15 protein-coding genes are annotated in these 16,302 nt (G+C 48.3%); 6 read left to right on the forward strand and 9 right to left on the reverse strand.

Going from position 1 to position 16,302, the window contains the following annotated elements; translation table 11 throughout:
* Positions 1-23: 23 nt before the first annotated feature.
* On the forward strand, positions 24-848 hold the full coding sequence (locus W04_RS00465; RefSeq protein ID WP_053909371.1) for a thioredoxin family protein: 825 nt from the start codon (positions 24-26) through the stop codon (positions 846-848).
* Positions 849-850: 2 nt separating this feature from the next.
* On the opposite strand, the gene W04_RS00470 is transcribed toward W04_RS00465, so the two are convergent.
* Together W04_RS00470 and W04_RS18655 are read right to left on the reverse strand one after the other, a co-directional pair.
* A complete protein-coding gene (locus W04_RS00470; protein WP_053909372.1) occupies positions 851-1,747 on the reverse strand; it encodes a DUF4231 domain-containing protein in 897 nt (298 codons plus the stop codon).
* A gap of 81 nt (positions 1,748-1,828) precedes the next feature.
* The gene (locus tag W04_RS18655; protein WP_373432693.1) at positions 1,829-1,984 is read right to left on the reverse strand and encodes a DUF2256 domain-containing protein; all 156 of its coding nucleotides are present in this window, start codon (positions 1,982-1,984) and stop codon (positions 1,829-1,831) included.
* 86 nt (positions 1,985-2,070) lie between these two features.
* On the opposite strand from W04_RS18655, the gene W04_RS00475 reads away from it, so the two are divergent.
* Entirely contained in the window at positions 2,071-2,322 is a 252-nt protein-coding gene (locus tag W04_RS00475) for a TIGR03643 family protein (protein WP_045979941.1), read from the forward strand.
* Between the two features lie 3 nt (positions 2,323-2,325).
* Here W04_RS00475 and W04_RS00480 read toward each other — a convergent pair whose 3' ends face one another.
* From W04_RS00480 to W04_RS00495, 4 genes are read right to left on the reverse strand one after another with little or no spacing between them, the layout of a single operon-like run.
* Positions 2,326-3,129, reverse strand: a complete 804-nt coding sequence (locus W04_RS00480; protein ID WP_022945492.1) for a DUF1338 domain-containing protein — start codon at positions 3,127-3,129, stop codon at positions 2,326-2,328.
* A 35-nt stretch (positions 3,130-3,164) separates the two neighbouring features.
* The gene (astD, locus tag W04_RS00485) at positions 3,165-4,631 is read right to left on the reverse strand and encodes a succinylglutamate-semialdehyde dehydrogenase (protein ID WP_053909373.1); all 1,467 of its coding nucleotides are present in this window, start codon (positions 4,629-4,631) and stop codon (positions 3,165-3,167) included.
* Positions 4,632-4,634: 3 nt separating this feature from the next.
* Entirely contained in the window at positions 4,635-5,669 is a 1,035-nt protein-coding gene (gene astA, locus W04_RS00490; protein ID WP_053909374.1) for an arginine N-succinyltransferase, read from the reverse strand.
* A 25-nt stretch (positions 5,670-5,694) separates the two neighbouring features.
* Positions 5,695-6,900, reverse strand: a complete 1,206-nt coding sequence (locus W04_RS00495; RefSeq protein WP_053909375.1) for an aspartate aminotransferase family protein — start codon at positions 6,898-6,900, stop codon at positions 5,695-5,697.
* Between the two features lie 162 nt (positions 6,901-7,062).
* Between W04_RS00495 and W04_RS00500 the strand changes: the two genes are divergently transcribed.
* The 3 genes from W04_RS00500 to W04_RS00510 all read left to right on the forward strand — a co-directional run bounded on the left by W04_RS00500 (position 7,063) and on the right by W04_RS00510 (position 10,556).
* Positions 7,063-7,491 carry an Lrp/AsnC family transcriptional regulator gene (locus W04_RS00500; protein WP_053909376.1) on the forward strand — a complete coding sequence of 143 codons (429 nt, stop codon included), beginning with the start codon at positions 7,063-7,065 and terminating at the stop codon, positions 7,489-7,491.
* A 177-nt stretch (positions 7,492-7,668) separates the two neighbouring features.
* Entirely contained in the window at positions 7,669-9,984 is a 2,316-nt protein-coding gene (locus W04_RS00505) for a S8 family serine peptidase (protein WP_053909377.1), read from the forward strand.
* A gap of 11 nt (positions 9,985-9,995) precedes the next feature.
* A complete protein-coding gene (locus W04_RS00510) occupies positions 9,996-10,556 on the forward strand; it encodes a hypothetical protein (RefSeq protein WP_053909378.1) in 561 nt (186 codons plus the stop codon).
* A gap of 28 nt (positions 10,557-10,584) precedes the next feature.
* Here the strand turns inward: W04_RS00510 and W04_RS00515 are convergent, their stop codons facing one another.
* The 3 genes from W04_RS00515 to W04_RS00525 form a co-directional block, all read right to left on the reverse strand.
* Positions 10,585-11,454, reverse strand: a complete 870-nt coding sequence (locus W04_RS00515; RefSeq protein ID WP_045979947.1) for a mechanosensitive ion channel family protein — start codon at positions 11,452-11,454, stop codon at positions 10,585-10,587.
* A gap of 54 nt (positions 11,455-11,508) precedes the next feature.
* Complete coding sequence (locus tag W04_RS00520) at positions 11,509-12,429, reverse strand: hypothetical protein (RefSeq protein ID WP_053909379.1); 921 nt, start codon at positions 12,427-12,429, stop codon at positions 11,509-11,511.
* Between the two features lie 133 nt (positions 12,430-12,562).
* Positions 12,563-14,725, reverse strand: a complete 2,163-nt coding sequence (locus W04_RS00525) for a M3 family metallopeptidase (protein WP_053909380.1) — start codon at positions 14,723-14,725, stop codon at positions 12,563-12,565.
* A 357-nt stretch (positions 14,726-15,082) separates the two neighbouring features.
* Here W04_RS00525 and W04_RS00530 point away from each other — a divergent pair, with 357 nt between their 5' ends.
* Positions 15,083-16,294 (forward strand): EAL and HDOD domain-containing protein, encoded by a 1,212-nt coding sequence (locus tag W04_RS00530; RefSeq protein ID WP_053909381.1) that lies wholly within the window; start codon positions 15,083-15,085, stop codon positions 16,292-16,294.
* Positions 16,295-16,302: the final 8 nt, after the last annotated feature.

A 16,302-nucleotide genomic window follows, 5' to 3' on the forward strand; every position in this document is an offset into this window, starting at 1 on the left:
ATCGCAATAACTAGGTAGCAACAATGAAATACTTCATACTTTTGACCTTCACTTTCGTTTCTTGGTTCATCCACGCCACGCCATTGCACAGCATTCAGTTAAAAGAGTTACAAGGCGGAACCTCGGTGTCTCTCGCGCAGTTGCAGGGGGCGAAGCCTCTGTATGTAAAGATGTGGGCAAGCTGGTGCAGCCCGTGTATGCAACAAATGCCAAAATTGCAGCAGCATTATCAAGATTTTGGCGATAAATTAGCCTTTGTTGCCGTTAACATCGACCTGAACGATGATGCGCACGCCATCAACAAGGTGGTTGAGCGTTTTCAACTGGGTATGACGATTGCTCAGGATGAGCACAAGCAATTAGCAACCCAGGTCGGTTTGCAGGGGACGCCCTTGCATTTGCTGTTTAATCGCCAAGGGCAGTTAGTCTATCGCAGCCATCAAAGCGATGAACAGTTGGCCCAGGCACTTACGGCATTAGCCAACGCTGAGCCACTGCCAACCAAGATGCTTCGAGAAAATGACCAATCGCCAACAAAGCTCCCTTTGGCAGATGCAGTGCTATTTAGCGCCACATGGTGCGAGAGTTACTGGCAAGAGCGCAAGGCGGATACGGCGCGCCAGTGTAAAGTGAGCCGTGAGCGGGTGAATAAGCTCGCCGAGCAAGGCAAAAAAGTGGTGGTGGTAGTGTCAAACTTGTGGACCAAGCCGACAGATGTGCAGGTGTTTGCACAGCAATTTCACCCCAGCATTGATATTATCATAGATAACGGCGGCCAACTTTTTCAAGCCTATCAGGTCAAAGCATTGCCGCACTTACTACACAGCAACACCCACGCAGGCCAATAAGGCTATGTTGAGCGTGCCGGCATAGCAATAGTGAGCTCGGCAATCTGCGCCGCGCTAACATAAAAAGTTTGTTGCGCCAGCACCTCGTTACCTTGCTCGTCATAGATTTTGATGATGTGCGCGCCAAGTGCGAGATGACGCTGTGTCCACGTTTGGGCACAACAACGTATCGGGGTGGCATCGTCGATGGCAATGGCATAACAGTAGGGACTGTGGCTAAATTCCACCTTAACATTCACCGCCCCAAGTTGGGCACTCGGTTGCGTGGTTGATGGCGCTGATATTGATTCGCTTGGCTGCGACGGTGCTTGGTATTGTTGGATAAGTTCACCGAGCAATTCATTGCCGGTGGCAAACTCTGACACCCATTGCCGAGTTTCGCTTTTTTGTAATTGTGCGGTGCGCGCTAAGTAGTGGCGCGACAAATCAAACAGGGCGCGGACATCGTCCTGTTGCAGTGGCTGTTGGCGGTGTAAAATATACTGTGACCAGTCGGCCTCAAAGCGTCGGCTCAGGCTTTCCATTTCTGTTACCGTGGAAATATAGCGGATCCAACCGCTGGACCAACCAAAAATACGATCTGCCGCTTGTAACAGTCCCGCCAGAGCAAGTGCTCCGACACCTGCTTGGGTTAGGTACAGACGTTGTTGGTAATGCTCAAATAGACCGGCAAAAATAGGCAGTAAAGCCCCAAGAATAACCAAAGAGAAAGTCAGAATGCGCACCGTTAATGAGGCGCGGCGTTTGGATTGAATACTGCGCCAATACCAGTTGCGAATGTCTTGGCTGCGAGCGCCTGCGCGCTGATAAATATCCGCTAGGGCCCGACTGGGCTCGCTCGCAATATAGTGATCCCAATCCGGTAGTAGTTCGGCAGTAACATCTTGCTTTGCACCCATGCGCAAACCTTCCTTAGTATAAAATCCAATAGCGGCATATATGCGCTAAGTATGCTAGAAAACACCTTGATAATAAAGTGCTTAGCCTACGCCTTTAGCTGCGCAGCGCTTCGAACAATAGCGTACAGAAGGCCAGTTGTTGCGCCATTTTTTACGCCACGTAAAGCGCAAGCCACACACCGGACAATATTTATAAGGAAGGTTAACTTTTTTGTGCGCCACAGTGATCTTTCCCACCTTTGCCAAGGTTTAACTGCACCATGAGCCTTGTTGCCGTTATGGCTAATAGGCGTGGTTATTTTAATCAATGAGTAGGAGATACGATGGACAGAGGTGCTGGCGATCATTCACGTATTATTGAAATGGCGTGGGAAGACAGAACCCCGTTTGAGGCCATTGAACGCCTCTACGGTCTCAATGAGCAAGCGGTGATAAAACTGATGCGTCGTGAACTAAAGGCGGGGAGTTTTCGTCTTTGGCGAGCGCGGGTTAGTGGTCGCAAAAGTAAACACCAAGCCTTGCGTGATCCGCGTATTGAACGCGGATACTGCAAGACTCAGTATAAGCACCGTTAACGCTTAACGGGCGTTGGTGCTTTCGAAGATTTTATCCGCTGAAGCGGCAACGAAGCCAGTGTAGATTTCGCCATCAGGCTTTAAGTAGCGCAGAGCAAACTCATAGAAGCAGCTTGGTACTGCCTTTTCACCGTCTGAAAAAGCCACCTTGGCATCGTCAGCTAGCGTCGATGACTGCTCTAGTAGCACCTCTGGAGAGCCTTTAATCTCACCGCCTGAGGTATTCAGTTTAAAGCCAGCATCTTTAAGCTTTTGGTTCACCTGCTCAATGGTATCAAATTGTGCCAAGTGGTTAATGCTCACGGTAAAGTGATTAGCGCGATAACCCCAAGCCGACATCCAGGCAGCGTATTCACTTTCTGCCAATAGCTTTTGATAGGTCTCATAGCTGACATCCCAATGGGTGCCAGAGTATAAGAAGTTGTCTGCAGTGACGGCGTCTTCATCAATGCTATCAACCATCTCATGAACGGTCTTTTGTAGCTCATCTGAGAACTGTTCAACAAGCAGCTCAGAGATAAACACTTTAGGTTGAGTCGGGTCTTCGTGCTCAAAATGCTTGGCGTAGAGTTTCTTGGCTTCGAAGTGATATTCGCCACACTCTTTGTAACCCACGGCTTTAAAGTGCGCAGCGAGCTTTTCTAAGCCAACCTTAGGCAAGTTAAAGGTGCGCAGCGCAATATGGTCGTTAATAACGTCATCGCGTTGAGTCGAGCCTAGTAGCTCGTGTACTTTAACGGCTGATGGAGTCACTTCAAGGTAGTTGTCCCACAAGTGTTCAAATAGTGTGTTTACATTGTTATGCATAATAATTCCTTAACACATAGATGCGTTTGATTCTTTTAAAGTATTAAGCCCGGCGCAAGTTTTTCTGGCAACGTAGACGTGGGTGCTTCCACCGACGCTACCGGATAGGCACAGTAATCGGCGGCATAATAGGCACTGGCTCGGTGGTTGCCACTGGCGCCAATACCACCAAAAGGTGCGGCACTTGAGGCACCGGTGATGGGACGGTTCCAGTTAACGATACCAGCGCGAATGCGTCCTAAAAAGTAGTCGTAATCAGCTTGGCTGTCGCCTAAAAAACCGGCTGATAGACCATATGAGGTATTGTTTGCTTCATTGATGGCGCTGTCGAAATCACTGTAGCGGTACACCTTTAACAGCGGCCCAAAATGCTCTTCATCGGCTAGGTCGATGTTGGTGACATCAACAATGCCGGGGCTGACAAAACCGGTGTTTGTATCAAGGTGTTGCATTTCCAGCAGTGACGTAGCGCCTTGTGCAAGCAATTGCTCGTACGCTGCACGCATGCCCGCTGCCGCTTTTTTGCTGATCATCGCGCCCATAAATGGCTGCTCTTCGGCGAAGCTGTCGGCAATTTTAATGTTGCTGGTTACTTCAAGTAAACGCTTGATAATGGCATCACCCTGTTCACCTTGCTCTATAAATAGGCGTCGAGCGCAAGTACAACGTTGACCTGAGGTAATAAAGGCTGATTGCACGATGTCATAGACCGTGGCGTCGATGTCGCTGACACCTTTGACAATCAATGGGTTATTGCCACCCATTTCCAGCGCCAGGATTTTGCCCGGATGACCACCAAATTGTTGGTGCAATAAGTGCCCGGTCTGTGAGCTGCCGGTAAAGAATAAGCCATCAATGTCTTGATGTGAGGCCAGAGCCTTACCCGTTTCAATCTCACCTTGTACTAGGTTGATAACCCCAGCTGGCAAACCGGCTTGCTGCCAAAGTTTGAGAGTATGCTCGGCCACCTTAGGCGTTAACTCTGATGGTTTAAATACCACGGTATTGCCGGCCAATAAGGCAGGTACAATATGACCGTTGGGTAAATGGCCTGGGAAGTTATAAGGGCCAAAAACCGCCACCACGCCATGGGGCTTGTGACGAATAAAGGCTTTGGCTCCTGGCATCGGGTTTTCTACCGTGCCGGTGCGCTCCTGGTAAGCGCGAATCGAGATAGCCACTTTGCCGGTCATGGCGCCAACCTCGGTGCGCGTCTCCCAAATGGGCTTGCCGGTTTCTTCGGCGATGGTGGTGGCGAGCTCTTCGGCATTGGCCTTTAACTGCTCGACAAAGCGCTCGAGTACGGCAATACGCTCATCAAGTGCACTCTGTGACCAAGCAAATTGTGCGGCACGGGCGCTGGCAATCGCGGCATCGACCTGCTCTGGGCTGGCGCCTTGGCCTTGCCAAACAACGCTGTCTGCAGCGGGGTTTATCGATTCAAAACGCGGGCCTTCACCGGCCAGCCATTGGTTATTTATAAATTGAACATTCATAGCCATTCCTTAACGACTAGAGAGTGCGAAAAAGCGCACTGAATCACCTTGGCTAACGCCTAAAGTGTCAGCGGCCTCGGCACTGATATAAAGTTGGTGCTTGATGTCGCAATATTCAACGGCATCACTAAAGATAGCGCGAAAATCGCCGACCTTATCGTTACATAGCGCCCAAGTAGTAGCCTGCGGTTCAAGCTGCTCTTTAATAAGAATAGGGCAAACTTTTGACTGGCGAACGGTACTGATATTACCTAGCTTGGCTTCCACCGTTGGCCCGGCGTCGAAGAGATCAACATAGCCACGGTGCTCAAAACCCTCGCGTTGCAGCAGTCGTAACGCCGGCTTGGTGTTGTCATGGACCTGGCCAATGACCGCTTGGGCCGCTTCACTGAGAAGGTTGACGTAAATGGGGTATTTCGGCATCAACTCACTAATAAAGGTCTTGTCACCTAAGCCCACCAAGTGGTCGGCTTGGGGGAACTCGATGCTAAAAAAGTGTTGTTGCAACCATTGCCAAAAAGGTGAGTGGCCATGCTCGTCGCTAACCCCACGCATTTCTGCGATGATGGTGTCGCTAAAACGGTCGCTGTGTTCGGCCATAAACAAAAAGCGGATGCGCGATAAGAAGCGACCGGTGAGTCCTCGCCGATACGGCTCACGCAAGAATAAGGTGCAGATCTCCGAACAGCCGGTGTAATCGTTACACATCGACAAGGTATCAACGCGGTTGTAAACGTCTAAGCTTGGACTGTGATGCACCGACGTGGAGCGCCGATAATGATACAGCGGCACGCTCATACCGACTGCCGCCTCAATGCCGGTGGTGCCGACAATATCACCGCTTTCGGTATCTTGCAGTACGAATAAGTAGCCCTCGTCGCCGGGGCCATTGACATGCTTTTCAACGCTGCGCTCAGAGCGCTCGATTTTTGCTTGTAACAACTCGTCATCGACAGGCAGCGAGGTAAAACCATGGCCCGATTCGATGGCGATTTGTTTTAGCGCGGCGAAGTCATCGCCGCGAATAGGTCTAAGTACTAACATAAGTAGGCTCTTAGCCGTGTGGTTGCTAGGCGTTAACCAGCGAAGCAACGGCTTTTTCGAAGCGCGCTAGCCCTTCTTTGATATCCGCTTCAGGGATCACCAACGATGGCGTGAAGCGAACTACATCGGCACCTGCGACTAAGCTCATTAAGCCGTTTTCAACGCTCGCATTAAGGAAATCACGGGCGCGGCCTTGGTAGTCGGCGTTAAGAACCGCGCCTAATAGCAAGCCTTTACCACGCACTTCACTGAACACGTTGTACTTTTCATTGATAGCATTGAGACCGTCACGGAATAGCTGTTCACGCACTTTTACCCCTTCTAACACTTGCTGTGTGTTTACCGTGTCAAATGCTGCTTCAGCGACCGCACAGGCCAGTGGGTTACCGCCGTAGGTTGAACCATGCGTGCCCGGTTTTAAGTGTTTGGCAATCTCTTTAGTGGTGAGCATGGCACCAATAGGGAAGCCGCCGCCCAGTGCTTTGGCTGAGCTAAGAATGTCTGGTGTTACGCCTAGGCCTTGGTAGGCGTAAAGCTCACCCGTACGACCAACACCGGTTTGAACTTCATCAAAAATAAGTAACGATTTATGCTTATCGCACAGTTCACGTACGCCTTTGACAAAGTCCATATCAGGGGCAATGATCCCACCTTCACCTTGCAATGGCTCCATCATCACCGCACAGGTGTCGTCGTCAATCAACGACTTAAAAGTCTCAAGGTCGTTATAATCGCAGTGAACCACTTCACCTGGTTTTGGCCCGAAGCCATCAGAGTAGGCGGCTTGGCCACCCACGGTAACGGTGAAGAAGGTACGGCCATGGAAGCCTTTGTTAAACGCGATGATTTTTGCTTTCTTTTCGCCGAAATTATCCAACGCCCAACGACGAGCTAGTTTTAACGCCGCCTCGTTGGCTTCAGCACCGGAGTTAGCAAAATACACTTGATCGGCAAAGGTTGCGTCGGTGAGTTTTTTCGCTAAGCGCAGAGCCGGTTCATTGGTCATAACGTTGGCAAGGTGCCAGATTTTACTGCCTTGTTCTTTCAGTGCAGTAACCAGAGCTGGGTGGCAATGACCTAGGCAGTTTACCGCGATGCCGCCGGCGAAATCGATAAATTCATTACCTTGTTGGTCCCAAACGCGAGAGCCTTCCCCTTTTACCGGAATAACCGCTGATGGGTTGTAGTTTGGCACCATTACTTCATTAAATAGTTCACGATTTACTTGCATGACACACCTTTATTTTTACTGTGCTTGGCCGAGTCATTGCTGCACCAAGCATAGATTCATTAAAACTTACTGCTATGGTGCCGTTAATCAAGTTCAATTTGCAGTGCCATATTGTTAAAATTGATTATAATAGCCATCAAAATAACGAAAAAGGCATGCAAAATGGTTAACCCACAAGATGAAAAGTTGTTGTCCTTGCTGCGCACCAATGCTCGCGCCAGTATTTCTGATTTGGCCAGAGCACTGGATTTATCTCGTTCGACGGTACAAAGCCGGATGCAAAAGCTAGAAGAAAGTGGCGTTATCAAAGGCTACAGTGTCGAGTATGGTGACGCCTATTTATCATCCATGGTGTCAGCCCATGTGTCGATTAAGGTGAAACAAAAGCTCACCACTAAAACCAACATTGAACTCAAGCACATAGATGCGATTACCGACTTATATGCGATCAGTGGCGAGTTTGACCTGATCGCGGTAGTGCAAGCGCAAAATCTCGAAAAGCTTAGTCACTTGCTTGATGATATTGGCAACCTGGATGGCGTAGAGCGCACCAATTCATCAGTCATTTTAGAAACAAAATTTAAACGCTGATGTAGGAAAATGTTTCCTTGAAGTACAATAAATAACCATAAAGTGCTTGGTTTTTAATCATATACACCAAAATATGACAAATTCATGCTTTAGTTGTAAAGGGATGTAAATGCTCTATTGAGTGTATGTTCCTATTTGCGTAAATTCGGTTCCTTCATTCACAATGAAGGAAGGTCAATGAACAACAATAAAATAAAATTAAGCGCCTTGACCAGCGCAATGCTTATCGCATTAAGTGGTTGTGGTGGCAGCGACAGCGACGATCAACCTGTAGTTGATACTGCACCGAAAGCAGGGGAAGTCAGTCTTGAGGGAGTGAAACAATGGCAGCCGGTGACCGGCACCTTGATTGCTCACGATCAAGATGGCGATGCTATCACGCTGACATTCTATGACGAAGACCAGGTGGTTGCGGCCGAAGACGGTATCTATACGTTCTCACACGGCACTTTAGCACTGGGTGAAGACAAAGAGTTTATCTACACCTCTTTATCAGGACAGCCTGCTGTTATCAATTACGATGTATCCGCCAATGGTAAAACGTCGGCTGGCAGCATCACTATCAGCGATGTTACTGGCGATCCTTTAGCAGCGCAGCAGTGGCACTTACATAACAATGAGCAGCGTGCTTTTGCTCAAAGTGATATCTTCAAAGAACAGCTTGCCGTGCTTAATGGCATCGCCGAGCAAGACCAAGAAGCGTATTTCGCCCAACTCGAGGACTCGTTTGTTTCTAGCCGCGCTGCCGGTGCGGACATGAATGTATTGGAAGCGTATAAACTGGGGATCACGGGTAAAGGCAGTATTGCTGTCGTGGTCGACCAAGGCGTGGAAATTGGCCATGAAGATTTGGCTGACAACGTCCTTGCTCACCGCTCTTTAAACCTGCGTGATGATGCCCTCGACCCAACTAACCCAACCATCACCGGCGATAAAACATCGCGTCATGGTACTGCGGTGGCCGGTCTCATTGCGGCTAAAGCACACAATGGTGTGGGTGGTCGTGGTGTGGCCCCCGATGCGGGAATTATCTCTATGAACTACCTGGATATTCCTAATCAAAATGCCGCACACATGGGCGCCTTGATCAGTGGTTTACCTGCCAGTGGTATCCAAAGCCATGAGCAGGTAGTGTTTAACCGTAGCTATGGCTATAACCCACCGGCGTTCTTACCAGAAGATCCGTTCGAAGAGGCAAACATGGCCTATGCCAGCGATGTGTTGCGCGATGGCAAAGGTGCTTTAAGCATTAACGCTGCGGGTAACGATTTCGAAGAAGGCCGCCATAACGGTAATTACTGTAGCTCTTCAGGTGTTAATGACATCGGCCTAAGCTGTATTGATCTCAACGTTTCTCAAGCTAACCGCAGCTTACACAGTGTTTCTGTGGCGGCACTAAAAGCTAATGGCAAACGTTCAAGCTATTCTATTGCCGGCAGTGCCATGTTTATCGCGGCCCCTGCCGGTGAAGACGGCAGCTGGGAGCCAGCAATGGTCACCACGGACGAAATGACCTGCTTGCAAGGTGCGTCGGGACTGCCGATGATGGATGCCTTAGAGAGAGCATGGGGTGTGCCGCTTTCGTTCCTTGAAGGGTATAAAAACTTTGACTTCCCGGGTCACCCAATGAACCCAAGCTGTCACTACAGTAACTCTATGAGCGGTACCTCATCTGCGGCGCCAAACACAGCGGGTGTGGTCGCGCTATTGATGGAAGCTAACCCAGATTTGAGCGCCCGCGACATTCAACATATTTTGGCGACAACGGCGAGCATGACTGACGCTGATAACGCCGCCGTTACGCTTAATACGGCTAACGGCGAATTTGTCGCTCACCAAGGTTGGGTAGAAAACGCCGCCGGTTACCACTTCAATAACTTCTATGGCTTTGGCCGTGTGAATGCCGGTGAAGCGGTGAAAATGGCGTTGAACTATGATGTTGATTTGGGCGAGCGTCTGCAATCAGACTGGCTTTCAGCGGGTGTTCAAAATGATGATGCATCATTAGCTTTAGTGGTTCCAGATAACAACGCGGCAGGTGCAACGCACAGCATCGAAGTGGCGGATGACTATACTATCGAAGCAATGCAGTTTAGCTTCACAGTGGCTAACGAAGAAATGCGCTCCGATTACCGTCACCCAGAAATCCCGGGCCTGATTCAAAGCTCTGCGGGTTCAGACTTGGCTATCGAAGTAACGTCGCCAAGTGGCACTAAGAGCGTGGTTCTTGCGTCTCATCATGCGCAGCTTTACCCAGCATTGGATGCCAACTTCAACTTTGCTCAAGGTTATGTTCACTTGCCAACGGTGCATTTCCGCTCTAATGCTTTCTATGGCGAGAGTGCGAAAGGAGCCTGGACTGTGAAAGTCGTTGATACGGCGCAGCCTAATCAAGTTGCGTTTAGTATGAACGGTGAAACCAGCGTAGTCTTCCCGAACGAGGCAGAATCTGTCCTTGAGGGATGGGGTTTACGTGTAACTGGTCGTCAATAAGGAGCATAATAATGAATAAGTTAACAACTCTTGCAATAGCGCTAAGCGCTGCGATTATGGCGCCAGTTCATGCTACAACGCTAAAATCGACTATGGACCAAGATAATAAGCTAAGCACTCACAATGTGCCTGCGATTAGTGCCGCTCAGTTAGAGCGAAAGGCCAGCGTGGGTCTGTATGAAAAGGTGGACAATGTCCGTATCGTACCTGCTTACTTAGCCGATCCGGCTAAAACTGTGAGCGTGCAGGGCACGAATGCCTACGTGCAAGCTAATGATGGCGCTGTAGCCAGTGACCGTGAGGGGCTGTGGCAAGGGGATGTAATGCGCCACTCCCTACGTGGTGAATTTGCCACAGTAAGCGGCAATTTAGTGCTCATCCCTGCGGGCGATATTGACGCAGTGCTTAACACTTTCGACTTACAAATGGTTCAACAGTTTGCTAATGGCACCGTTTTGGTTAAGCCAGCGACAGCCACAGAATTGCAGCAACTTAATGAGAAGCTACAAGCTTCTGATTTGGTTAAAGCAAGCAAAATAGAAGTGTTACACAAGGTCGTTGATGCTTTCTAAGCACATTTAAGCGAAGTTAATAGCCCCACTAGTTGGGGCTTTTTTGTTGGCGAATATGCAACTCACCATCAATATGCACGTCTCGTTGTGGGAATGAGATAACTACATCATGTTCGGCAAATTTTGCACAAATTCCAAAACGGATATCGCTTTTTATTTTCCGGACGTTGGACTCGGCCTCCGCATTAACCCAAAAGACTGCATCGAAGATAAGCGCGCTGTCGCCAAAATCTTCAAAGATTACGCTATGGGGTGGGTTATTGAGTACGGTGGGCACCTCTTCTAGCACCTCGGTGATAAGCTGAGCCACTAAATTCACATCACTGCCATAGGCCACGCCAACTCGAACATACGTGCGCGCCATGGTATCGATCAGTGTCCAATTGGTTACGGTATTCTCTAGCAGCTGGCTATTAGGGACCAGTAGGTGCACGCCATCGTTACGGCGAATGCGGGTCGAGCGGGTGTTAATCGTCTCCACAACGCCCTTAGCATCACCGACCTCTAAAAAGTCGCCGATACGGATGGGGCGCTCACCGATGAGGATCCAACCACTGATAAAGTTGTTAATAATATTCTGTGCGCCAAAACCAACGCCAATCGCCACGGCCCCTGAGACAAATGCGAATGCGGTGAGCGGAATATTAAGCACTTCAAGGGTGGTAAAGATGATAATAATGATGCACAGCACCAAATAGATACGTTTAAATAAAAGCGCTGCATCTGGCCCCATTCGCTTTTGTATAATACGGCGGTGGATAAGCCGACCAATGTAGCGCACAACGAGCCATACGCCGGCGATGATAAGTGGGATCTGAATCAAGGTCGCTAGGGTAAACGCGGAGCCGCCATAGCTGAATATAACGGTATCCAAGGATTCGGTAATTTGTTTTAGCATAGGACTATCTAGCACCCTATTACTCCTTAAATAGGTGGTCAGTGAGGCGCGATACTACAAGGCTTTGGAGCCGTCGCTGACACGCTCTCTTTGTTGTTGTGTTAATTTTATAACATAGACATTGCGACCAATCCCATTAAATTCCTCATCGGTAATAACCAGGGTGTCATTGTCGTAAAACGTGACGGCTTCTTTTTGTGTTACCAAACCGAGATTGATCTTATCTATGGTACCGGAGAAAAAATTATCGCCTTGCCAGTTCTCGAACAGCCATAAATGGGTGGAGTCTAGCAATACCAGCTTTTTCCTATCTGGGCTCATGGCTGCGGATGTCACCCAACATAACTTTTCGGCGGTGGTACAGGTTTGAAACGAGGCGATAAATTGCGCTTCATAATTACCCGCGTGATTGCCAATACGGTACAAGTTAGTTTTACCATCAAATGGTTGAGTTCTATTTTTGGTAAATAAATACAGTTGGTGTCGATACTCAACAAAGGCTTCTAAATCAAAGTTCTTACGCTCAGGCGTAAGCGGTTGCTCCCACAATTCTTTGTAGGTGAATTTAATGATCTCTGCGTTGGTTTCATCAGATTTAATATCAATGGGGTTTTCTATTTTATAAATTGTTAGCCAACGGCGCAGGTTATCGTTGTTACCAAAGTCGCCTAAAAAGAAATGGCCAAATTCGTTTTGGGTCATGTCTTCCCAATCAATATTCTTGGCATTGACCACTTGCACCCGCCGTTGCACTTTGCCTTTGTCATCGACCTGATAGAGAAACGGGCCATCGCCACTGTCGTTAATGGCCCACAGGCGGCCACGTTTATCAAACTCAATCCCCGACACCTCTTTAAGTTGTGGATCTAGGGTGACAAACTTGTTCTGATATAACTGATAACTCAACCAGATAGCGCCGCCGCCAAGGACGATTGCGCTGAGGGAAATAAGGGTAATAAGCGTTTTTTTTATCATAATCTGAATGGTGTGGAAAAACGCTGGGCATTATAGCAGGGCCAAAGTAGGGATGCCTGTACCTGAGTATGAATTTTTTCAATAAAAAACGCGGCACTAGGGCCGCGTTATGATGTGCTTATAAAGCGTTTATTTACTCTTTGCTGTCTTCCACGAGACCACGGCGTTTAAGTAATGCGTCGGTGGTTGGTTTTTGGCCACGGAATTCAATGTAGCTTTGCATTAAATCACGGCTGTTACCACGCGAGAGTACTTCTTTACGATAGTGGTCACCGTTTTCACGGGTCAAGCCACCTTCGTTTTGCATATGTGCGAACGAGTCCGCTGCAAACACTTCTGTCCATAGGTAGGCGTAGTAGCCCGCACTGTAACCACCAGCGAAGATGTGGCTAAAGTAGCAGGTTTTATAGCGCGGCGGCACTGGGTAGTAATCAATGCCGTGTTTCTCAAGCGCGTTTTGCTCAAACTGGGCAAAGTCTTCAACCTTGGTACCCGGTGCAATAGAGTGCCATTCCATATCCAGCAACGCTGCGGCTAGGTATTCAGTGGTATCAAAACCTTGGTTAAAGGTATGCGACTTCAATAGTTTATCTAGCAGCTCTTGAGGGATAGGCTCGCCAGTTTTGTAGTGCTTAGCATAGTTAGCGAGTACGCTCGGCTCAATGTTCCAGTCCTCGTTAGCCTGAGACGGGAATTCAACGAAGTCGCGCGCCGTGGCTGTACCGGCAAGCGATGGGTATTTTACATCGGAGAACAGGCCGTGAATGGCATGACCAAACTCGTGGAACATAGTCGTTACTTCAGAGAAGGTCATCAGTGTTGGCTGACCTTCCGCTGGCTTGGGAATGTTCTGCGCGTTATAAATAACCGGCTTGGTTCCTTTAAGGTGGTTTTGCGATACATAGGCACTCATCCACGCGCCGCCACGCTTACCTTCGCGAGCATAAGGGTCAAGGTAGAATAGGCCAATTGAGCTGCCATCTTCATTGAACACTTCCCACACAAACACGTCTTCGTGGTAAGTTGGCAAGTCATTGCGCTCTTTCATGGTGATGCCATAAAGCTTATTCATGGCGAAGAACAGGCCGTCGTTAATAACGGTATTCATTTCGAAATAAGGCTTTACTAAGCTTGCATCAATGTCATATAGCTCGGCGCGCACCTTAGCTCCATAATAAGCCCAATCCCAAGGCTTAAGCTCAAAGTCTTTACCGTCTTTTTTGATTGCTGCTTGAATGAGTTCAGCTTCAGATTTGGCTTTAGCGACTGCTTTCGGAGCAAGATCATCAAGCATAGTGAACACTGCATCCGGCGTTTTCGCCATGCGATCGTCTAGCTGGTAATGTGCCCATGATTCAAAACCAAGCAAAGCGGCTTTTTCTGCTCGAAGCTGCGCTTCTTTGATAGCGATTGGACCATTGGTTTGTTGCGCGCGCTGTGATGACGTGCGCCACACTTTTTCACGTAGCTCACGATTTTCGAGGCTTGAAAGAATTGGCTGACGGGTGGTATTGACCAAGGTGATCATGTAGCCGTCTTTTCCTGCTTTTTGTGCAGCTGCCTTTAAGCTGGCAATTTCATCTTCAGCTAAACCCGCTAATTGCGCTTTGTCTGTGACTAAGATGGTGTCTTGTTTGAATGACTTTAAGATATTTTGCGAAAACTCAGTGCTGAGTTTAGAAAGCTCAGAGTTAATCTCACGCATACGTTGCTTTTGGCTTTCGTCGAGCTTCGCACCCGCACGCACAAAGCGTTTATAGTAATATTCAACGAGGCGCTGATCTTCCTTGCTTAGCGTGTCTTTATTGTCATAAACAGCAGCGACACGGTCAAAAAGGGCTTTGTTTAGATAAATATTGTCACGGTGCTCGGCTAATACCGGCGCCATTTTGGCATCGATACGCTGATATTCGTCGTTTGAGATCAGCCCAGAGAGGTTGTTAAAGGCGGCGCGTACACGGTCCAAAATGGCGCCGGATTGTTCCATTGCCACCAAGGTGTTTTCAAAAGTAGGCGCTTCAGAGTTGTTAGCGATAGCTTCAATCTCAACACGTTGCTCTTCAATCCCCGCATCAAATGCCGGTTCATATAAACTGGTATCAATTTTATCAAATTCAGGCGCCATATACTGCAATGGGCTCGGGCTTAAAAATAGATTTTCTTGTACAGCGTCAGCGGTGGTTTTGGTTACTTGTTCGGTTTGAGCTTGGTTTTGTTCGTTGTTAGCAGGTTGCTCGCTACAGCCTGTAACTAGGGTAGTCGCAGCAATCGCTGCGGCAATCATAGATAAACGCATTGCTTACTCCATTATCAGGAAGTTATTGTTGTCAGTTATCGTATGAGCAAGCCATATCCCCGGGAGAATGCAGTGACTTGCACTGAGTAATCATGAAAAGAAGGGGGGCTCTTTCATTTTGATAGGCTGTAACATTACTGGCAAAGTGTGCTGACAACAAGTAACTTGGCCTTAATTCTGCGCTTTTTCGTCGATTTGTTGGTGTTTTTTTCATCTTCAACCATGCTTAACACCCAGGTAAAGCGTTAAATTCTTCTCCAACCCTATGCTTTTGTTCGATTGTGAAGTTCTTTGCGGTGGGTATACTTGCGTCGTAGTGAAGATTGAGTGCGAATTTGGTAGCCGAGGAGAGCAGGGTTGGACGTTTTTGTAGCGCGCCAAGCAGTATTTAACAAGCAACAAAAGGTGGTTGCTTACGAGTTGTTGTTTCGCGATGGTGAAGATAACCGTTTCCCTAATGTCGAGGATAAAACCGCGACAGCCAAACTGATCTATGACAATCAGCTCAATCAAGGTTTATCATTTCTCACCGGTGGCCGAAAAGCACTGATCAATTTTGGTGAGCAATCGCTACATGCCCGTTTAGGGGAGTTTCTTCCTACCGATAAAGTGGTGATTGAGATACTCGAGACTGTTGAGCCCAGTGAAGAGCACTATCAGTTGTGTCGAGAGTTGTTTCACCGTGGCTTTCGTTTGGCGCTCGATGATTTTCAATACCACCCACAATGGGAAAAGTTTCTAAAGCTAGTGCGGCTTATTAAGTTTGACCTTATGCACAGCAGCTTTGAGGAAATAGACCAAACCCTCGCGGTGTTAAAAAAGTATCCAAATATAAAGTACCTAGCGGAAAAAGTAGAAACGCAAGAGCAATACGAGCAAGCCAAAGCACGCGGTTTTGATTTCTTTCAGGGCTATTATTTTGCTCGCCCGCAAATGGTTAAACAGCGCGATTGTGTTGCGCGTTCGGCATTGATCATGATGATTTACAGCATGACCCTCAAGCCCAATATTAATCTCAATAAACTCAGCGAGGTGTTTTCTCAAGACACCGCCTTAGCCTACAAATTATTGCGCTTTATCAATTCTGGGCTGTTTCCGCTTAAAGAGCGTATGGACTCCATTAAGCAAGCTTTGGTGTATCTAGGCGAGCTGCGGGTGCGGCGTTTTGTGTCACTGATAGTGACCGCCCATATCGCCCACGAAAAACCGCTTGAGCTGACCAAGATGTCGTCAATTCGCGCGCGCTTCTGTGAGCTATTAGCAAAGCGTTATTTCCCCCACCTCAGTAGCAGCGCGTTCCTTGTGGGGCTCTTTTCACTCATTGATGCCATGCTCGATAGGCCCATGCAAAGCATTGTAGAGCAATTGCCTTTCCCCGATGATATTGCCAATGCGCTAAATGGGGAAAACAACACCTTGTTTTATCTGCTCGAGCTGGTAAAAGCGTATGAGTCTGGCAGTTGGTGGGCGATGCAAAGAGCCTGTATACCGCTTAACATCAGTGATGAGGGGTTGCCCAATTTACACCAATCGGCCATTACCTGGTCGCAAATGTTCGATGATTTGTAAAGCGCGTC

Source organism: Pseudoalteromonas sp. SW0106-04, from assembly GCF_001293805.1.
Lineage (GTDB): Bacteria > Pseudomonadota > Gammaproteobacteria > Enterobacterales > Alteromonadaceae > Pseudoalteromonas > Pseudoalteromonas ruthenica.